Raw genomic sequence first — 19,247 nt, 5'->3', positions numbered from 1 at the left:
CCGGACGCCATTGCGACGAGCGCTACCGCTGGCGGATCTTTTCGACGATGGCCGTGGTGGAGCTGTTCTCGACGAGCCCCAGGACGCGGACCTCGCCGCCGTAGGCAGTGACCAGGTCCGCACCGACGACCTGATCGACCCCGTAATCCCCGCCCTTGACCAGTATGTCCGGCCTGACCTCGGCGAGCAGCTTTTCCGGCGTGTCTTCGGCAAAGCAGACCACCCAGTCCACCGCACCCAGCCCGGCCAGCACCGCCATGCGTCGATCGACCGAATTGATCGGCCGACCCGGCCCTTTCAGGCGACTCACCGAGCCATCGTCATTGACCGCGACGATCAGGCGATCACCCTGCGCGCGCGCCTGCTCCAGGTAGGTCACATGCCCGGCATGCAGGATGTCGAAACAGCCATTGGTAAAGACAATCTTTTCGCCATCGGCACGGGCATCCTCGATAGCGGTAAGCAGCTGCTCGAGGGTCATCACGCCCCGCTCGGAGCCCTCTTCACGTTGCACCGCACGCCGCAGTTCGGGCGCGCTGATGCAGGCAGTACCCAGCTTGCCGACCACGATACCAGCGGCCAGGTTGGCCAACGCCACCGCTTGCGGAAGCTCTTCGCCGGCGGCAAGCGCGGCGGCAAGGGTTGAGATGACGGTGTCGCCGGCGCCAGTTACGTCAAATACCTCGCGCGCTCGCGCTGGCAGGTGCAACGGGGAATGCTCGGGACGCAGCAGCGTCATGCCATGCTCGCCTCGGGTGACCAGCAAGGCGCCCAGCTCGAGTTCTTGCATAAGCGCGGCGCCTTTCGAGACCAGCTCCGCCTCGTCCGCACAATGGCCGACAATAGCCTCGAACTCTCCCAGATTCGGCGTGATCACCGACGCGCCTCGATAAATCTCGAAGTTCTTGCCCTTGGGATCGGCCAGTACTGGAATGCCGCGCTGGCGAGCCGCCTGGATCAGGGCCTGGTGATTGCGCAAAGCGCCTTTGCCGTAGTCGGAGAGAATGAGCACCTTGACGCCGTCCAGCAGCGCCTCGACCTGAGCCAGCAGCGCAGCGGGGTCCGTATCGAAGGGCTCCTCGAAATCCATCCGCAACAACTGTTGATGACGACTCATCACCCGCAGCTTGATGATCGTCGGCTGATGCTCGATTGATTGGAAGTACGCCCCGACCCCAGCTGCAGCAAGGCTATCGGTAAGACTCTGCCGCGCCTCATCGACCCCGGTTACCCCGACCAATGCCACCGGCGCGCCAAGCGCGGCGATGTTCAGCGCAACGTTGGCGGCCCCTCCCGGCCGATCCTCCACCTGCTCGACCTTGACCACCGGCACAGGCGCCTCGGGCGATATCCGCGAAGTACCGCCATGCCAGTATCGATCGAGCATGACATCGCCAACCACCAGAACGGAGGCTTGGTCGAAACGAGGCATGGACAGTTTCATCAGGGGGCTCCGGAGCAAAAAAAAAAGCGGAGGATCATAACATGACGAACCGCCCAGGCCGACGCAGCGCTGGCTTGGCGGGCATTACCAGCATCGGCCGGCAACAGGCAACGCCAGCTTAAGTCGGCTCGTCACTCTTGAATTGCGTTTCGTGCAAGCGGGCGTATGGGCCGTTGGCCAGGAGCAGCTGCGCATGAGTACCACGCTCGACGATGCGGCCTTGCTCCATCACGAGGATCAGATCCGCCTTCTCGATCGTGCTCAGCCGATGGGCGATGACCAGCGTCGTACGCCCTGCCATCGCATGATCCAGCGCACCCTGGATATGCCGCTCGGACTCGGTATCCAGCGCTGACGTAGCCTCGTCCAGAATCAAAACCGGTGCGTTCTTCAGCAGCGCGCGGGCAATGGCCAGGCGTTGGCGCTGCCCACCGGAAAGCAGCACGCCATTCTCACCGACTGGGGTGTCGTAGCCCTGGGGCATCTGCTGAATGAATTCATCGGCATAGGCATCGCGCGCCGCGCGCTGGATATCTTCAAGCGGTGCGCCCGCCAGATCGCCATAAGCGATATTGTTGGCAACCGTGTCATTGAACAGCGTGACCTGCTGAGTGACCAACGCGATGTGCCGGCGCAGATTGCGCAGGGTGTAATCTTCGATCTCCACTCCGTCGAGCAGGATCTGCCCACGATCATGATGGTAAAAGCGCGGAATCAGGTTGGCCAGGGTCGACTTGCCGCTCCCTGAACGCCCAACCAGCGCCACCATCTGCCCTGGCTCGACGTTGAAACTGACGTCGTACAGCACCTGCTTGTCCGTCCCCGGATAGACGAAGCTCAAATCGCTGACATCCAGTTTCCCGGTTACCTTCTCGCGCTCGAACGTGCCCCTGTCGACTTCTGGCGACTCGTCAAGTTGCTCGAAAATACTTTCAGCTCCGGAAACGCCCTTCTGGATCGTAGAACTCACCTCTGATAGCTGCCGGATGGGTTTGGGCAGCAAACCGGCAAGCGTAATGTAGGCGACCAGATCACCCGCCGAGGCGTCCCCACGCATGTACAGAACCAGGAACATCAGCACTGCCATCGCGCTGTAGATCACCAACTGCAACGTCGGGGTGTAGACCGCATTGGTCTTGACCATGCGCAGCTGCTTGGCGGTGTTGTCGGTACTGGCATCAAAAAAGCGATTTTGCTCATACGACTCGCCACCGAAGCTACGCACCACTCGGTAACCTTGAATCGTTTCGGACGCCACATGGGTAACGTCACCCATCGCGACCTGGATCTTCTTGCTCTGCTTGCGAAATTTCTTGCTGGCACTGGACACCATTACGCCAATGACCGGCAGAATAACGACCATTACTAGTGTCAGCTTCCAGTTCATCCATAACAGCGTGGCGAACAGGAAGATCACCGTCATGCCCTCTCGCACCACCACCTTTATCGCATCGGTTGCTGCGCCGGTCACCATGGTCACGTTATAGGTAATACGCGAAATAAGATGGCCGGAGTTGTGATTGTCAAAATAAGGGTTGGGCAACACGAGCAGGTTGTTGAACAGAGCCACGCGCAGATCGTGCACTAACCCCAACGACACTCTGGCGAGAAAGTAATTACCGAGAAAAGAACCAATACCCTGCATCACCGCAATCAGCACGATTAGCAGCGGCACAGCCTGCAGCAGCTTGAGGTCGGCTAGCCACTCCAGTTCGCTCAGGTGCGGCACCTGAGCGAAAAAGCTTGCATCGGGATTGTTCAGCCCATCGACAAAGAACTTTAGGATGTAGCCGAGCATCGGCTGGGTGGATGCAAAAATCAGAAAACCCAGCAGGCTGACAGCGAACAACTTCCAGTACGGAATCACATAGCGCAGCAAGCGCAAATAAATGCTGAGACCGGATGCCGTGTCAGCGTTCAGGGATGAGCCACTCATAGAGGACTGCACTCGCGCGTTGAAGGGCGGGAATGGTAACACTTCGAGGTAGCTCGCATGCCGATTAGCCCCAGCGCCAATCCCACTGGCAGCCAGGTCAAGAACCATTCGGGTCGAGGCGAATCCCAGAGACTCGCGCCATCGAACAGCAGTGCCATGGTGCAGAACACCCATAGGCCGATAAGCATGTTGCCCAGCGTCGAAGCACGCTCGCGCACTGCTATGACGAAGCTGCGGCCCCAAATCACCAGCCAGAGAATGAGGCCAGGCAGGCCCAGCTCCAAGGCCACATGGGTGAACAGATTATGCGTGTGATCAAACAAATGCCCCAGCGCCTCGACTCGATAGTCGCTTCCCAGTCCCAAGCCCAGCCAGGGCCTATCTGCAATCATCACAACACTCGAAGCAAAGATTTCGGGACGGTATGAGGTGCCTCTGGCGACCACATACTGACCAAACAACCAATAACCGAGGATCGCCGCGACGACGAAAAGAAAGGCCATGATCAAGCCTGCGCGCCCGGCTCGCCAGAGAGGCATCAACAGTACGCTAGCCAACAGCGCGATCCACAATCCTCGGCTCTGAGTCATCACCGTGAATGTAAACAGCATCAATAGCCCGGCCGCCCAGACAAGACGCATCGCTGTCCGCTTGGGAGGCAGACATGCCCACCATATCAACGCCATTCCGGCCACATAGCCTCCGATAATCGGATGGTCAAGCAGGCCGAGCCCAACAATCCGCCACTCCCAAGGCATGCCCACTATGCCGTAGTGGTATACAAGGGCTGCTAACGCAGCGAATGCCAGCCCAAAGCCAGCCCATTGCAGCACAGCGGTCATACGATAAGGTACGCCCCCCACCAAGAGCAGGCCCAGCAGGAAGCACACGACATAGAGCAACCGCTTGGCTTCACGTGCGGGCTCGTCGGCAGCGGTCCATATCACGCTGAGTGCACTCCACACGAGCAAAGCAAACAGGGCTGATAAGAGGGGTTTTTCAAGCCGCCAGACGTCAAGGAGATACTGCCTCCGAGACCAGGACATCCATAAAGCCGGAAGCCAGAACAAAACTATCAAACCTTGCTGGTAGAGCTTCGTCGTAGAACTCCACGTTATGCCAAGCAAAAACCAGAGCAGACCCAAGGTTAACCAGGCCAGCCCCAATCGACGGCAATCCATAAAACCCCTTAAGAAAACAAGCGAAATGCGCCACTTACGGCGATGTTAGAATGCGCGCCCCTTATAACGTTCGTACGCGACCCAGGCCCAGTCATTGATGCACGTAAGCCAATTATGCCAGCGAGACTTGCAACAGCTCATCACCAACGCGGTTGTTCTGGAAGCGGACGGCCTCGGCCCGAAAGTCTTGAAACTTGAAAATGGCCAGTTCCTGAAGTTCTTTCGTCGAAAGAGATGGCTATCCTCTGCGCTTCTACGACCCTATTCGCGCCGCTTCGCCAACAACGCCGAACAGCTGCGAGCACTTGGCATCGCCACGCTGAGTGTGAATGCGCTGTACGAGCTGCCCGACAAGTCGCTCAGCGCAGTGCTCTACGCGCCCTTGCCTGGCACGTCTTTGACCCAGCTTGCCGTACAGCCCGAATTCAGCTGGGAGCAGATCCTTCCAATGCTCATCCTGTTCGTCCGCGGGTTACACGAAAGGGGTGTCTACTTCCGTTCGCTTCACCTGGGTAACATCGTTCTGACGCCGGATAACACCCTGGGCCTGATTGATATCGCGGACATGCGGTTCTTGGGCAAACCACTGCCAAATTACATGGTCAAGCGCAACCTTGCGCATTTCAGTCGGTATCTGAAGCGGGAAAAAATGCAGAACGAATTCCCGTTCGCCCAGTTCTACATGGCCTTGACCGGATCAGAGCTGCCGCCGGATAGCAGCAAGTCTGAGTAACCCCTACAAAACTGCTCCCAACTGGCTTCTGGTGCGAGCTGACGATCCTGATCCTGTGCAAGCAGTTCGCGATCCGAGCCGAGCACTTTCCCAACGGCACCGACCCAGCCAGCGATATCATCCGGTGCGACATAGATGCCGCTGGGCCCAAGCTGCTCGATGAAAACAGGCAGGTCACTGCAAACAACCGGCACCCGAGCCAGTACAGCTTCCTGCAGCACCAGACCCAACCCCTCGCTGCGAGATGGAATCAGCATGACGTCAAAGGCTCGGTAAAGCTTTGCGGCGTCGTCACAATATCCCGCCAAGGTTACCTTCGACTCCAGCCCCAAGCTCCGGATACGCTTTTCCAGCTCAGACCGTTGCGCACCTTCGCCTACGATGACGAGATGTAGATCGTTGCGGCTTTGTGACAATCTGCTCATAACCTCAAGCATCGCTAGATAGCCTTTGCCCTCAACCAGGCGCCCTACCGCTCCTAGAAGCAGACAATCCCTATCGATACCCAGCCTCGCCCTGGCTTCGGGACCAGGGATCAGCGATTGCCTGAATGAGTGTGGGTTGGTTGCTGTTCGTGCTGAAGTTACTGGCATGCCCAGCTTCAAGCGCAGCGACTCGGCGAGGGCTTCGGATACCGCAATCAGCTTCAAGCGATGCGCTGGCAAGGCGCTGAGCAGGCTTTTATCGTTTCCTCGAAGCCGGCCCTCGCCATGAAATACCACAACCACCTGCGACTCGACGGCACGTGACCTTGCGACGACCGGAACAATCAGTCGCGCCACGCCAATACCATCAAGCAGTATCGCCTTCGGGTTAACCCGGCGGATTTCCCGAGCCAGGCGCCATTGCAGTCTCCACTGAGAAAGCTTCCAAACGCCTTTACCCTTCAGCGCTCTCGCGCTTGTCTGCCAATACAACGGCCTTCCGCTCGCTTGAGCCGTCGCATCCTCCTGGCCCTGCAAAACCCAAGCGTGGGTGTCACCCCGGTTAGCAGCCAGTGACAGAATCTGGTCGTGCACCCTGTGTATCGACGCATAAGCCATGCCCGAGGACCAGACGATACTGATTGTGCTCACTCTGTCGTCTCCAGTCGGGTCGCTTTAAAGCACTTCAACGACACTGGCTTTTTCTTCAATGTCCAGACGGGGGTTATAGGGTCGAAAACCCTGCTCCGTAATACACCATGCGGGTCTAGAAGCCAGATCCGCAGGCTGGATCAATATTTCAGACTGACCACCTGACCATTTCGAGCTCTTCCAGGTTATGAAGTGGAAGTAGGGGAATTCATGTGGAGCATCCCGGTTGTTCGTAAGTCGCCCACTATTCCACATCCAGCACTCTGGGAAGTCGAAGCCACCTCCGAGCCAGGGTACACGCGCATGAGGAGTGCTGAACGCTTCGTTGAATTCACTAAGCCGGCGCCAAGGATTGAATTGATCAGCAATCCGCCGAATTCCTTCTGGCCAGTTTTTATGGCGAATAAATAACCGACTGAACGCCCCTTCATCGAACGCAAGGTGGGCGGAATCTTCAAAACGGGCCCGCCAACCAGGAACATTCATAAAGGCCTCACGCATGCGCTTATCATTGCGCAACATGCACAGGTGGCCAGAAATACGGCGCGCGTGGGTAGAGATTAGATCGTATCTGGAGAGCCGCTCATCAGAAAAATATTGTCTTAAATCTCCGTAGATAAGATCGATATCGCTGAAGCCCCAGAAATCGAAACCCTCCAAATGCTCGGAATGCAAATATCCCAACGCCGGTTTGATATCGCAGAGTTTGTAAGGGCTGGTTGGGTTGAACGAGATGCCGAGGCCCTTACTGACCAACTGACAGTAGCCTGTGAAAGACATTGGCTGAATCTTTACGTTGTCGGGCAAATCATCTGGCGCGCCACAATCCGTAAAAAAAAGCCACTCGATGTCAGGGTTCCATCTGCACGTTTGCAGAAAGAATGGCATCCAAAACGGCCAGTTTCCGAAATAAGGAATTAGCAAACGAATACGCATGTTCACCTCACCCCTAATCGCAGGCGCAATCGTTCTAGCAGCCCCATCGCCTGGCGCTCTCGAAGCGGTTCCTTCAGAGCCTGAACAATAAGCCGCCCAATGTGCGAGAAGCTATATCGCTCCTCCGCCAATGCTCGCCCCGCAGCAGCGATATTGGCAGCCAGTGCGGAATCGGAACGCAGTATCCCAAGTTTGCTTCGCAGCTCATCGAGGCTTCGATACAACACTAGATTTTCCATATCGACGAAACCTAACGCCTTGTTTTCGGATTCGCCCTGATCCCAAGCGAATAATACGCAGCCGCAGGCCATGGCCTCGAAGTTCTTGATCATGTATTCGCCCATGCCAACATCGGCACTGACGAAGAATCGAATGCGATTGAGCATGGCCCGATAATCCTCACCGGAGTTGGTGCGCGTCACCACCAGATCTTCGACCTTCGCCAGCTCCGTCAGCAAGGCTTTGCGTTCGCTATAAGCGCCGCTTTTTATGCTGCCGATGAAACCGAGTTCAATATCTCGCGCCAGCCCCATGTCAGCCAAAGCGGTCTGGTCATAGCCTTTTGGAACAAAGACTGCATCGAACCCTTCATGACGCAATCGCTCACTTACCGTATAACCGGAACTGATGACCCGCGCCCAGGGTAACTTTGCATAATATTTGCTGAACTTGCCGGCATACTTACAAGAGATGTAATTCTGATAAGCATCGTGTTCGAGAATTACCAGATTCGGTACGGTACGGATAAACGAAACCTGACGGATCTCCTGCTTGAAGCGAAGGAAAAAGAGGATCCGATCATAGCGACCCACGTCGACTTCCCGACGAAAATAGCCGCGCAGATCCGCCTGATCCTTGCGGCTCAACCAACGGAGATCGCAGTTGCAATGTGTGGCGATGCCCTCATACAAGCGGTCGAGGATTGCGCGCTGTTCGGCCTGAACAAGCAACAGAACATTCATAGAGTGTGGCAGCCATCCTGCGTTATGCACAAAGTTCTAGGTCTGATCCCAGCGCCAGACGTTCTTTCGCCAAGTTCGCGCAGAAAAGCCTCAGGATTATTGAGTGGCAGGCGGGTTAGGTCGGCTATCGGAAGGTCCCACCATTTCGACGCCAGCAGTTGCTCCGCCATGAATTGCGGGTGCCGCTGCGCGACGATCCTGGCTGGAACGCCGGCGGCAATCGAGTAAGGCGGAAGGTTTTTAGTGACTACCGAGCGAGCTGCCACTATACAACCAGTACCTATATCTACGCCTTCCATGACCATGGCGTCGCGCCCTATCCACACGTCATGCCCGACGCAAGCCGGGGTGGCAGTTGCCTGGTAATGCCAGGCGGTTTCGGAATACTGGAACGGGTGGGAGCTGACCCAATCGCTAGGGTGGGTATTGCGTTCCTGGCCCAGCACGACGTTCGAGCCAATCGAGCAGAAGCGCCCGATCGAGGTGATGTTCTGCAACTCACCTCCGCTTCGCATATAGGTACGGGTGCCAATGCTCAATTCACTAAAGAGCATCTGGACGTACCCAATTTCGGCGCCAGCCTCGATGGTCAAGCGACTTCCCTTGCGCAAAGCCGATACTCCGCTTGCCAACTTGCACCCGTGCCGACGAATCCAGCGCTTCCAATATTCATTTTTAAGCCAGGTAATCATGCAACCGGGAACTCCTAAACTGGCCCGCCCCAGGAAGCCGTGGCCGACCCAGCGATAGAAGAAACGATATCCATCCGCCAGAAAGATGAGCGTGCAGCGCCGTCGGAAAAGACATCGCCCAGTCGATAGAGCATTCTCTTGGAGCACAAAGCGCGTTGCTCAGGGCTCATATACGAGATTTGGATCAACTTGTCCGCAAGGGCTTTGCTTTCGCCGAATGAGAATACAAGGCCAGCGCCATCAATCACTTCTCGCCCGCCACCACAATCGCTCGTAACAACCGGTACCCCGGCCGCCATTGCTTCCAGCAACACCATGCCGAACGGCTCGTGGTCAGAGGTCAGCGCGAACACGTCGAAGGCTTTGAAATAGCGACGGCCAAAAGCGACTTGCCCAAGGAAGCGAACGTGCTCAGCGATATTCAAATCCATCGCCAGTTGGCGAAGAGAGCGCTCTAGGCGACCGCTGCCCATGATCGCCAGCAGGCTTCCTTGCGGCAGCTGAGGCAACGCTTGTGCGAAACCACGAATAAGGGTCGCCTGATCCTTGTCAGGGTGCAGCCGACCAACATTGCCCGCAACCCAGACATCTTCCGGCAGGCCGAGCGTTTTGCGTGCATCTTCCTGGGAGAGCTGCTCGGCTTGTACCGCGGCTACATCAATACGGTTATACAGCGTCTCGATACGCGCCGGCTCCCAGTTCGGCAGATGGATGCGTATCTCGTCGCGCACTGCGTTAGAGACGCCCAGCAATAACAGGCGTGAGCGGAAGCGATTGACGAACCAACGGCGCATCGGCCGGCTGTAAACGCCGAAAGCATGATGTACGCCGATCACCGGCAGACGAGTTACCAACAATGCGATGTATATCGGCTTGAATCGATGGGCAATACAGAAGCGGAAGTTTCGCCCAGCTACGATCGCGCGCAATCGTCGCATGGCGCCGAGCTTGAGGCCGCGCACATCCTTGCTGCCAAAGTCGAGAAAAATCACCTCATCGGAAGCCGAACCGCGGGCGACCTCTTGGCTCGGCGCGCCAGTCAGATAGACAGTGCACACTTTGTAGGGGCTTCCCCGAAACAGCACTGCATACTGACGCGCGCAGTCCAGGAACGGGCCGTCATAGCCATGGCAAAACTGCATTACCCACTGCTGGCTAACGGGACCTGCCGGGGGACTCATAGCTACTTTTCCCCGCCCTTCACCACCAACACATCCTCCATGATCAGATATTGCAGATCCGATCCATAGAACATGTTCAGCGCATCGGTTGGCGAGCAGATCATTGGCTCGCCGCGACGGTTCAGCGAGGTATTCAGCGACACGCCGTTGCCGGTGAGTTTCTCCAGCTCCAGCATCAGGTCGTACCAACGCGGGTTGAAGCGACGCTCCAGCACTTGAGCACGCGAGGTGCCGTCCTCGTGCACCACTTCACCCACACGCTCTTTCCAGCCCTCGTTGACCTCGAAGGTGAAGGTCATGAACGGGCTCGGGTGGTCGACCTTGAGCATTTGCTCAGCAACCGTATCGAGCATAGACGGGCAGAAGGGTCTCCAACGCTCGCGGAATTTGATCTGCTCATTGATTCGATCGGCCACGCCGGGAATGCTTGGGCAACCAATGATTGAACGCCCGCCGAGGGCGCGCGGACCGAATTCCATGCGGCCTTGAAACCAGGCGACCGGATTGCCCTCGACCATGATTTGAGCGATGCGCTGAGGAACATCATCGATCTGCTGCCAGGCAGGCTTGTTCGGGTGTCTAGCACAGGCAGCAATTACATCCTCGTTCGAGTAGGACGGTCCGAGATAAACATGCTCCATTTTCTCGACCGGCACGCCGCGCTGATGCGAAACATAGGCCGCCGCGCCTACCGCTGTCCCTGCATCGCCTGAAGCGGGCTGGACGAATAGCTCTTTAACCTCGTCGCGGGCAATGATCTTCTGGTTCAGCTTCACATTCAGTGCGCAGCCTCCGGCGAACGCGATCTTGCCGGTCTCGCGGATGATATCGCCCAGGTAGTGATCCATCATTTGCAGCGCCAGCTTTTCGAACAGGGCCTGCATGCTGGCGGCGTAATGAATGTACGGATCGTCAGCGATATCGCCTTCTCGTTTCGGTCCCAGCCACTCGATCAGCTTGGGCGAGAAGTAGTAGCCCTTGCCCTTCTCCTTGTACCGGCGGAAGCCGATGACATTGGCATAGTCGGTATTAATGGTCAGCTCGCCATTCTCAAACGTTGCCAGCCGGGAGAAATCATATTTGGCCGCGTCGCCATAGGGTGCCATGCCCATGACCTTGAATTCGCCGTCGAGCATTTCGAAGCCGAGGAACTCGGTGATCGCGCCGTACAGCCCGCCGAGGGAGTCCGGGTCGTAGAACTCCTTGATCTTGTGGATCTTGCCGTTTTCGCCGTAGCCAAAGAATGTCGTGGCGTACTCCCCCTTTCCATCGATACCGAGAATCGCGGTCTTTTCCTGGAAGCCCGAGCAGTGGTAGGCGCTCGACGCATGGGCCAGATGGTGCTCAACCGGCTCGATCCTGATTTTTTTCAGATCGAAACCCAGCTGCTGCAGGCACCACTGGATGCGCTTGTGATATCGCTTGTAACGCCGGTTGCCGAAGAGTATCGCGTCGAGTGCACGATCCGGTGCGTACCAATAACGCTTGGCGTAGTGCCAGCGGGCCTTCTCGGAAATGCTGATTGGAGCAAAGGGTATGGCCACCACATCAACGTCAGACGGCTTGATGCCCGCTTGCTCCAGACAGAACTTCGCCGACTCGTAGGGCATGCGGTTCTTGGCATGCTTGTCGCGCACGAAGCGCTCCTCCTCCGCTGCGGCGATCAGCTTGCCGTCGATATACAGGGCGGCAGATGGGTCATGACTGAGGGCGCCGGAAAGGCCGAGGATTGTCAGTGCCACTGGAAAAAGCCTCTAATAAAAAGCGGTCTGGAGCTTAAAGCCGGAGCTCGAAGCAATAGCGCGTGTGTAGTTCTAGCCCGAGGGCTTCTCTCCCAGCTTCGAGCGTCCTGCTTCTAGCTGCCTTTCGGTAAACGCTGGTCCAGCAAACGATACAGGGCGCTATCCGCTGGCCAGTTGCGCAGCAACCGCGCGCGATCCCTGGCGAAAGCCTGACGAAACTGCGCCAGGCTACGGTGCTGTTGCAATGCATCGAGATCGATCAGCGCCCAGCTCTCGTCCTGCCAAAGCAGATTGGTGCCCTTCAGATCGCCATGACTGATATGGGATCGAAGCATCGCCGCGAGCAACTGTTCCAGCGCGATCAGCTCCTGCTCCGGGGGCGCCGAATCCACATAGGCGCCGAAACGCGTGAGTATATCCTGCCCATCCACGTGCTCGGTAACCAGATAGCTGCGCCCGCGCAGTCCGAGTCTGCGAGTCTCTATCACCGCCAGTGGCAGCGGCGTAGCGATACCCAACTGGCGCAAGCGGTGCCCCTCGACCCAACTGTGCCAGGCGCGCGAAGGACGCCAGAACCGCTTGAGCCAGTGAACCAGGCCCTTGATGTTGTACCGTTTGACCACCAACGGACGGAGCCCTAACTGCACCTTTGCGACCGTGGCGCTTGCGCCTTGCTTGAGGAAGATGCCATTGGCAACGAACCGATCAGGCTCATCGAGCAGCGCCGCCAGTTGCGTATCGCACTCACGCCGAACCGCGACCAGACCGCTGAGGCTCCGGCGGACACTGAAAGCAGTGCAGTCCCGGCCGATCTTCTTCAGGTAGTCGCTGAGTCGGCGGGATCGTGCTGCCTCGACCTTGCTCATCAGAGCTTCGACCGGCAGCGCATGGGCGTTGTTGACGAGCAGATAGCTCACCAGAAGCTCTTCGATGAAAGGATCAAACGCTACCGGCAACTGAGCGAAAAAAACCGCCAGATTATCCAGCGCACCCTCGCGGGACAGGGGACTCCCTGGCCTCTGCGCACGGACACCGCCTCCGTCAATCAGGTAAAGCTGCTGTTGATGGCGCATCAGGTTGTCCAGGTGCAGGTCACTCTGCCAGAGCCCGCCTGCATGAAGCCGTGCGATCTCCGCGAGCGCGATGTCCAGCACGTCGCGCTGGCCATCGCTCAGCGGCACCTGACCAGACACGTCAAGCCAGGCGTCCTGAAGACTCTGCGCCCCGCTCAGAAACTCGAAGATCAGCCATCCACCGTTCTGGCCATCGAAACCTTGCTCAAGCAACTCGGGGGTCGCAAGGGCCTGACCAGCCAGCAGCTTCGCGCCGTTGAGCTCACGTTCGAAATGTCGTCTGGCGCGATCGCCAACCAAAAGCTTGGCCAAGACGGTGCGCCCTTGCCAACGGGCTCGCGCCACATAGCGCTGCCCCGGCAAAACGCGCAGCCACTGCTCAAGACATAGTTCACCCCTTTCGCCTAGCGAGACGGACAGAGGCAACACCGGCGAGCGCCCGGCCGAGCGGAGTTGTTCGAGTTTCACGACCATCCTCCATCGGGCCGGCAGCACGGCATACCCGGCGCACCGCGAACAAAAACAAGCCTGCCGAGAAGACTGGCGGCATCAGCCGAAGCGGAAACCATCATTCACGCCCCTCGAAATAAACGAGTGTCTTTCTGATGATGGCTTTGTCTTCGGGAATCATGCGTGCTCGCTGCTGATAGCACAGATAAAAACGTAGGCGCTGCGTGCGGGACAATGTGTAGCGCGCCACCTTATCCAGACATGCCAGGTCCTTGATTATCCGGTGGCGCAGAACGGGGCCCCACCAGAAGTCGCCTGACGGGCAATCGATCAGGAACAGCCTGCCATCATCGTCGACCAGCAGGTTGCGCCATTTCAGGTCGTTGTGCGCGAAGTGGTGTCCGTGCATCTTGCGCGTTGCGTCAGCCAGCTGTTCGCTGACATGGCGCACCCACTCCGGATCGGCCAGGCGAGGGTCATCGGCCAGAGCCATCGCCGCCATATCGGTAGTGCCGGGCACCTCTTCAGTAATCAGAGCGCCGCGCCGGAACAAACCTGCCCGTCGCTGCAGTCCCCAGGCAACCACAGGCGCGACAGCGATCCCCCAGTCATCGAAATGTTGAAGATTCTGCCATTCTGCCTTGACCCGGGGCCGCCCCACGAAACGCCGCAGGCCTTTGCCAGCAGCCCAGTACCGCTTCACATAGAAATGCTGCCCGGCAATTCCGACGCGGATGACCTCGGAAAGCGGATCGCTAGCGATCGCCTCGCCTGCCAGCGCAAACACCGATTCCAGGCTTGAGAATGCATCGGCGGCCTCAGGTGGGAGATCAGCAGCGACCTGCCAATTACTCACTGCTCGGCACCGCGCGCGTATTTGCGTTCGAAACGGCTCTGCAACTGGCCAGCCTTGCGTTCCAGATACGCCAGCAATGGCGCTTCGTCGCGCATGATCTGACGCAGCGGCTGCTGAAAATAGCCGGTGAGAAAGCGCAGCTTGTCGCCCCTTGTCAGACCAATCCCGAGCGCCGAAAAGTACAACCCGGCCAGGTCCTTGTCGCGCCAGCGTCGCGGCGTTTCGCTGCGGACCTGGGCGCGATGAAGATCTATCAGCGACAGGCGGAAGCTTTCAGCCGAGACCGGCGTGTCCGTATGCAGCAGGAAATGGCAGATATAACAGTCTCGGTGGTTAACGCCGGCGCGGTGCATGGTGCCGGTCATGCGTGCGACTTCGGCGATCAGTGCGCGCTTGAGGCGAGGCTCGGGCGGATTCTGCAGCCAGTCGGCACTGAAATCCTCAAGGCTTACCGTCGGCGCCAGCTCCTCGGTGATGATGAACGAATGCTGCGTGGCCGGATTGCCGCCGCGCTCACCATAGGCCACGGCGGTCATGGTCGGTACGCCCACCTTGTGCAGGCGCTTGATCGCACGCCACTCCTGCCCTGCTCCGAGCACCGGGAGTTTGGCGGTGCTGAGATTCTTGATGATCTCGCCCCAGCCGATGCCACGATGGATCTTGACGAAATAGCCGCGTCCGCTCACTTCGGTGCGCAGGGTGCGGCGGCCCTCGAGCTCACGATACACCTGGCCCTGCAACTGTTCGACGGCCTCGAAGGGGTCACGTCCGGCCCAGAGCGTCTTGAAGGGTTCAGCAAGGACCAGCTTCATGAACGTTCCGCCAGGATCACGTCGGCAGCCCGCTCGGGCATGCTGTAGAGGTCGGCGCGGTCGGCATACGCCAAGGCGTTCTGCGCCCAGCGGGTGCGATGCTCATCGTCAGCCAGCATTTCCGCCAGCATGCCATCGAGCTGGCTTTGCTGGAACGGACTGGAAACGACGCGTCCGCAATCGGCCTCTTCGATGTAATGGGCGTAACCGCAGACATCGGTGACCAGCACAGGCAATCCGGCAACCAGCGCCTCCAGCAGAACGGTGCCGGTATTTTCGTTGTAGGCCGGATGGATGAGCAGGTCGGCGCCGAGCAGGAAGCGGGGTATATCACTGCGGCCCTTGAGAAACTCGACATGCGCAGACACGCCCAAAGCCCTGGCTTGCAGCTGGAAGGGCTTCGGGTCGTCCTGGCCGATAACGAACAGCCGCGTGCGCCGCTTCAACTCCTGCGGAAGCGATGCCAGGGCCTTGAGGCTGCGGTCGAGCCCCTTGGTCTTGAAGCCCGAGCCGATTTGCACCAGCAGCAGCTCGTCGCTACCCAGCTCGAATTCCTCGCGAAACGTCTGGCGGATCTCACCCGCGTTGGCCGGCGCGCGCCGGTCCTGGGCGATGCCCGGCGGCAGTAGATGAAAGCGCTCGGCAGGCGTCGCATAGTGTTTGACGAACAATGGCTGCTGCACTTCGGAGATCATCAGGATGTCGGTACTTGCCTGCGGCTCGAACACCGCCCGCTCATACTCGGCAAAGTGCTTGTAGCGCCCCCAGCGGCGGTAGATGGGGTTGCGCAAGGTCTGCGCCTTGTCCTCGAAACAGGGGTCGGCCGCGTAATAGACGTCGAGCCCGGGCATCTTGTTGAAGCCGATCACCCGGTCAACCGGACGGCTGGCCAGGTCTCTGTCGACCCAGGCGGTGAAGCGTTCGTTGCGGGTGTGGTTGAAGATCGCCTTGACCGGCGCGATCAGCACCTCGAAGCCTTCGGGCACCTCGCCCTCCCAGATCATCGCGTAGACCCGGACACCATGACCGCGGCGCTGGCATTCGAGCGCAATGCGCAGGAAGTCGCGCTGCAGCCCGCCGAAGGGGAAGTACTTGTAGAGAATGAAGGCCAGCTGCATCAGGGTGTCTCCGCGGACCGCAACAGGGCCTTGAGTTCGCTGGCGACGCGCTCAGGTGGCAATTCGTCGAAGCAGGGTGTATGGCGATCGCCCTTGCCGGCGTTCGGTCCGGGCGCACAGAGATGGACCTGTGAGCGACCGTAGGCGCCAACGCGCCCGGGCAGGGTCGGACCGTAGAGCGATATGCTCGGCACGTCCAGCGCCGCAGCAAGATGGCCAAGGCCCGTATCGACCGCGACACAGGCCCGTGCACCGGCGATAACCTTGGCGATCCCGCCAAGGTTGAGACGCGGCAATACCGAAGCGCCGGACAATCCCTGGCCGATTCGCTCCGCGCGGGCCTTCTCGTCTGCATTGCCCCAGGGCAGGCGAATTGCCCAACCGAATTCGTTCATCCGCTCGGCCAGCTCGCGCCAGTAGCGTTCGGGCCAGTGCTTGCTCGGCCAGGTCGTGCCATGGAGAAACAGGAGATAGGGCTGCTCACCCGGCGCGGCCAGCTGACTGCGATCCAGGCCATAGTCAGCGGTCGTCTCTGGAGCCGGATAGCCGAGCGCCTGGGCGAACAGCTGACGGACCCGCTCCAGGGCGTGCTGCTCACGGGGCACGGCATAACGTCGATCATAGAAACGTGACGCCAGCGGCTCGCGTATCGAATCCCGATCCAGCCCGGCAACCGGCGCCTCGACGTAGCGCGTCAGCCAGGCGCTTTTCAGCAGCCCCTGAGCATCGATCGCGAGGTCATAACGGGTTTCGCGCAGCCGCGCCTTGAAACGCCGCCATTCACCGGAGCGAAGGGTCTGCAGCGGCTGCTTGCGCCAACGTCGAATCGCTACCGGGATCACCTGGGCGACTGCTGGGTGCCAGGCCGGGATCTCAGCGAACCCCTCCTCCACCACCCAATCAAACTGGATACTGGGCACGAGACGGCGGGCATCGGTGAGCGCCGGCAGCGTGTGGACCACGTCGCCCAACGAAGAGGTCTTGACCAGCAGGACCCTCATCTAGCGCACCTCGACCGGCTGCGGAACCAGGCGCCCCAGCGCCTCGATGACAGGCCTTGGATTCAATTCGCGCATGCAGTTGTTGTGACCGAAACGGCAGGTGCGCTCGAAGCAGGGGCTGCAATCAAGCCCCAGCCGCACCACTTCCACCTGGTCGGACAGTGGCGGTGTGAAGGCCGGAGAGGTCGAGCCGTAGACGGACACCAGCGGCCGCCCGAGCGCGGCGGCGACATGCATCAGCCCCGAGTCGTTGGAGACCACCGCATCCGAGCATGAAAGCAGGTCGATCGCTTCGGCAAGACTCGTCTCGCCCGCCAGATTCACCGCCTCCTCACGCAGCCCCGGTATCAGACGCTGGAGGATGTCCTCGCCAACCGAGTGATCATTTTTCGAGCCGAACAACCAGACCTGCCAGCCTTCGCGGATCTTGACCTCCGCGACCTTGGCAAAATGTTCAGCCGGCCAGCGCTTGGACTCGCCAAACTCGGCGCCGGGGCAGAGCGACAGCACCGGCCGATCCAAAGACAGCCGGAAACGCGCCAGCGCCGCAGCGCGCGTTTGCTCGACGATGCGCAGGGACGGCTTCGGATAGGGTTTGGGCAGCTCTGCGCCGGGCTCATAGGCCAAGGCCATGAAACGCTCGATCATCAGCGGGTAGCGCCCTTTGTCCAACTTGCGCATGTCGTTGAGCAAGCCGAAGCGCATTTCCCCACGCCAACCCGTGCGTTTAGGGATGCCCGCAAAGAACGGTACCAGTGCCGATTTCATTGAGTTTGGCAACAGGATCGCCTGTTGATATTGCCCTCGCAGACTTTGCGCAATGGTGCGGCGGGTCGCCATGTCGAGCACGCCATGCCCCACCGGAAAACTCAGCGCCTGGCGCACCTCGGGCATGCGATCGAGGATGGGACGGCTCCACTCCGGCGCGAGCACGTCGATCTGGCAAGCGGGATGGCGCTGTTTCAGGCAGACGAACAGCGTCTGCGCCATCACCATGTCGCCTACCCAGCTGGGACCCACGATCAATATATTCATAAGCTGGAAGCCATGAGCCTGAAGCTGGAAGCGAGCGCCGGAGTGGTCTTCACTTCCAGCTTCTGGCTTCCAACTTGCGGCTTACTTGACCAACGTCCGCCATTCGGCATGCGCATCGGTCTTGCCTGACACCAGATCGAAATACGCCTTCTGCACCCGTTCGGTGACCGGGCCGCGGCGGCCGATGCCGATGTTGCGCCCATCGACTTCACGGATCGGGGTGACTTCGGCGGCCGTTCCGGTGAAGAAGGCTTCGTCGGCGATGTACACCTCGTCACGGGTGATGCGCTTCTCGACCACCTTGATGCCCAGCTCGTCGGCCAGGGTCAGGACGGTTGCGCGGGTGATGCCGTTTAGGCAGGCAGTCACTTCAGGGGTATAGATCACGCCATCCTTGATGATGAAGATGTTCTCGCCCGAGCCTTCGGCGACGTAGCCTTCCGGATCCAGCATCAGCGCCTCGTCGGCGCCACCGGAGATGGCTTCCTGCAGGGCCAGCATGGAGTTGATGTAGGCACCGTTGGATTTGGCGCGGGTCATGCTGATGTTGACGTGGTGGCGTGTGAAGGAACTGGTGCGCACCTTGATGCCCATCTCCAGGGCCTCATCACCCATGTAGGCGCCCCAGTGCCAGGCGGCGACGATCACATGCACCTTCAGTCCGGAGGCACGCAACCCCATGCCTTCGGATCCGTAGAAGACCATCGGGCGGATGTAGGCGCTTTCCAGATTGTTCTCGCGAACGGCGGCGCGGGTCGCCTCGTTAATTTCTTCCTTCGAGTACGGCATCTTCATGTTCATGATGTGTGCCGAATCGAACAGGCGATCCGTATGCGCCTGCAGGCGGAAAATCGCAGTACCGGCTGGCGTGTTGTAGGCGCGCACGCCTTCGAAGACGCCCATGCCGTAATGCAGGGTGTGCGTCAGGACGTGGGTGGTCGCATCGCGCCACTGAACCATCTCACCGTCATACCAGATCACGCCATCACGATCGGACATCGACATCAGTTGCCACCTCA

At 59.2% G+C, this 19,247-nt stretch carries 17 protein-coding genes; 1 reads left to right on the top strand and 16 read right to left on the bottom strand.

Annotated features, from left to right (window positions below):
• Nucleotides 1-22: 22 nt before the first annotated feature.
• The 3 genes from hldE to AC4LFW_RS21240 form a co-directional block, all read right to left on the bottom strand.
• Nucleotides 23-1,444: a bifunctional D-glycero-beta-D-manno-heptose-7-phosphate kinase/D-glycero-beta-D-manno-heptose 1-phosphate adenylyltransferase HldE gene (hldE, locus tag AC4LFW_RS21250; RefSeq protein WP_491821882.1), complete on the bottom strand. Its 1,422-nt coding sequence runs from the start codon at nt 1,442-1,444 to the stop codon at nt 23-25.
• A 118-nt stretch (nt 1,445-1,562) separates the two neighbouring features.
• Nucleotides 1,563-3,380 carry a lipid A export permease/ATP-binding protein MsbA gene (gene msbA, locus AC4LFW_RS21245; RefSeq protein WP_491821880.1) on the bottom strand — a complete coding sequence of 606 codons (1,818 nt, stop codon included), beginning with the start codon at nt 3,378-3,380 and terminating at the stop codon, nt 1,563-1,565.
• The gene (locus tag AC4LFW_RS21240) at nt 3,377-4,546 is read right to left on the bottom strand and encodes an O-antigen ligase family protein (protein WP_491821878.1); all 1,170 of its coding nucleotides are present in this window, start codon (nt 4,544-4,546) and stop codon (nt 3,377-3,379) included. Before AC4LFW_RS21240 ends, msbA begins: the two co-directional genes overlap by 4 nt.
• Nucleotides 4,547-4,658: 112 nt before the next feature.
• Here AC4LFW_RS21240 and AC4LFW_RS21235 point away from each other — a divergent pair, with 112 nt between their 5' ends.
• Nucleotides 4,659-5,294, top strand: coding sequence for a BUD32 family EKC/KEOPS complex subunit (locus AC4LFW_RS21235; RefSeq protein WP_491821876.1), 636 nt, complete (start codon nt 4,659-4,661; stop codon nt 5,292-5,294).
• Here AC4LFW_RS21235 and AC4LFW_RS21230 read toward each other — a convergent pair.
• The 13 genes from AC4LFW_RS21230 to ilvE form a co-directional block, all read right to left on the bottom strand.
• On the bottom strand, nt 5,240-6,337 hold the full coding sequence (locus AC4LFW_RS21230) for a glycosyltransferase (protein WP_491821874.1): 1,098 nt from the start codon (nt 6,335-6,337) through the stop codon (nt 5,240-5,242). The genes AC4LFW_RS21235 and AC4LFW_RS21230 overlap by 55 nt on opposite strands.
• A 57-nt stretch (nt 6,338-6,394) precedes the next feature.
• Nucleotides 6,395-7,306, bottom strand: a complete 912-nt coding sequence (locus AC4LFW_RS21225; RefSeq protein WP_491821872.1) for a DUF6625 family protein — start codon at nt 7,304-7,306, stop codon at nt 6,395-6,397.
• 2 nt (nt 7,307-7,308) lie between these two features.
• The gene (locus AC4LFW_RS21220) at nt 7,309-8,268 is read right to left on the bottom strand and encodes a glycosyltransferase family protein (protein ID WP_491821870.1); all 960 of its coding nucleotides are present in this window, start codon (nt 8,266-8,268) and stop codon (nt 7,309-7,311) included.
• Complete coding sequence (locus AC4LFW_RS21215) at nt 8,265-8,960, bottom strand: CatB-related O-acetyltransferase (RefSeq protein WP_491821868.1); 696 nt, start codon at nt 8,958-8,960, stop codon at nt 8,265-8,267. Before AC4LFW_RS21215 ends, AC4LFW_RS21220 begins: the two co-directional genes overlap by 4 nt.
• A 14-nt stretch (nt 8,961-8,974) precedes the next feature.
• On the bottom strand, nt 8,975-10,102 hold the full coding sequence (locus AC4LFW_RS21210; RefSeq protein WP_491821866.1) for a glycosyltransferase: 1,128 nt from the start codon (nt 10,100-10,102) through the stop codon (nt 8,975-8,977).
• A gap of 41 nt (nt 10,103-10,143) precedes the next feature.
• Nucleotides 10,144-11,883, bottom strand: coding sequence for a carbamoyltransferase family protein (locus AC4LFW_RS21205; protein ID WP_491821864.1), 1,740 nt, complete (start codon nt 11,881-11,883; stop codon nt 10,144-10,146).
• 113 nt (nt 11,884-11,996) lie between these two features.
• Nucleotides 11,997-13,424, bottom strand: a complete 1,428-nt coding sequence (locus AC4LFW_RS21200; protein WP_491821862.1) for a lipopolysaccharide kinase InaA family protein — start codon at nt 13,422-13,424, stop codon at nt 11,997-11,999.
• 100 nt (nt 13,425-13,524) lie between these two features.
• Nucleotides 13,525-14,262, bottom strand: a complete 738-nt coding sequence (locus AC4LFW_RS21195; RefSeq protein WP_491821860.1) for a lipopolysaccharide kinase InaA family protein — start codon at nt 14,260-14,262, stop codon at nt 13,525-13,527.
• Nucleotides 14,259-15,074: a lipopolysaccharide core heptose(I) kinase RfaP gene (gene rfaP / locus AC4LFW_RS21190; RefSeq protein WP_491821858.1), complete on the bottom strand. Its 816-nt coding sequence runs from the start codon at nt 15,072-15,074 to the stop codon at nt 14,259-14,261. The genes AC4LFW_RS21195 and rfaP overlap by 4 nt, the downstream gene beginning before the upstream one ends.
• Entirely contained in the window at nt 15,071-16,192 is a 1,122-nt protein-coding gene (locus AC4LFW_RS21185) for a glycosyltransferase family 4 protein (RefSeq protein ID WP_491821856.1), read from the bottom strand. The genes rfaP and AC4LFW_RS21185 overlap by 4 nt, the downstream gene beginning before the upstream one ends.
• Complete coding sequence (gene waaC, locus AC4LFW_RS21180; RefSeq protein WP_491821854.1) at nt 16,192-17,193, bottom strand: lipopolysaccharide heptosyltransferase I; 1,002 nt, start codon at nt 17,191-17,193, stop codon at nt 16,192-16,194. Before waaC ends, AC4LFW_RS21185 begins: the two co-directional genes overlap by 1 nt.
• The gene (gene waaF / locus AC4LFW_RS21175; RefSeq protein WP_491821852.1) at nt 17,194-18,228 is read right to left on the bottom strand and encodes a lipopolysaccharide heptosyltransferase II; all 1,035 of its coding nucleotides are present in this window, start codon (nt 18,226-18,228) and stop codon (nt 17,194-17,196) included. It lies immediately after the preceding gene.
• Nucleotides 18,229-18,309: 81 nt separating this feature from the next.
• On the bottom strand, nt 18,310-19,233 hold the full coding sequence (ilvE, locus tag AC4LFW_RS21170; RefSeq protein ID WP_491821850.1) for a branched-chain-amino-acid transaminase: 924 nt from the start codon (nt 19,231-19,233) through the stop codon (nt 18,310-18,312).
• Nucleotides 19,234-19,247: the final 14 nt, after the last annotated feature.

Source organism: Stutzerimonas sp. C6.4V (assembly GCF_058536345.1).
Note: the sequence above shows the minus strand (reverse complement) of the source record. Positions and strands in the feature narration are given on the sequence as shown.

Coding starts and splice junctions, on each gene's coding strand:
- hldE (WP_491821882.1), bottom strand. CDS start 1,444: ATGAAACTGTCCATGCCTCGTTTCGACCAAGCCTCCGTTCTGGTGGTT.
- msbA (WP_491821880.1), bottom strand. CDS start 3,380: ATGAGTGGCTCATCCCTGAACGCTGACACGGCATCCGGTCTCAGCATT.
- AC4LFW_RS21235 (WP_491821876.1), top strand. CDS start 4,659: ATGCACGTAAGCCAATTATGCCAGCGAGACTTGCAACAGCTCATCACC.
- AC4LFW_RS21230 (WP_491821874.1), bottom strand. CDS start 6,337: ATGGCTTATGCGTCGATACACAGGGTGCACGACCAGATTCTGTCACTG.
- AC4LFW_RS21225 (WP_491821872.1), bottom strand. CDS start 7,306: ATGCGTATTCGTTTGCTAATTCCTTATTTCGGAAACTGGCCGTTTTGG.
- AC4LFW_RS21220 (WP_491821870.1), bottom strand. CDS start 8,268: ATGAATGTTCTGTTGCTTGTTCAGGCCGAACAGCGCGCAATCCTCGAC.
- AC4LFW_RS21215 (WP_491821868.1), bottom strand. CDS start 8,960: ATGATTACCTGGCTTAAAAATGAATATTGGAAGCGCTGGATTCGTCGG.
- AC4LFW_RS21210 (WP_491821866.1), bottom strand. CDS start 10,102: ATGCAGTTTTGCCATGGCTATGACGGCCCGTTCCTGGACTGCGCGCGT.
- rfaP (WP_491821858.1), bottom strand. CDS start 15,074: ATGAAGCTGGTCCTTGCTGAACCCTTCAAGACGCTCTGGGCCGGACGT.
- AC4LFW_RS21185 (WP_491821856.1), bottom strand. CDS start 16,192: ATGCAGCTGGCCTTCATTCTCTACAAGTACTTCCCCTTCGGCGGGCTG.
- waaC (WP_491821854.1), bottom strand. CDS start 17,193: ATGAGGGTCCTGCTGGTCAAGACCTCTTCGTTGGGCGACGTGGTCCAC.
- waaF (WP_491821852.1), bottom strand. CDS start 18,228: ATGAATATATTGATCGTGGGTCCCAGCTGGGTAGGCGACATGGTGATG.
- ilvE (WP_491821850.1), bottom strand. CDS start 19,233: ATGTCGATGTCCGATCGTGATGGCGTGATCTGGTATGACGGTGAGATG.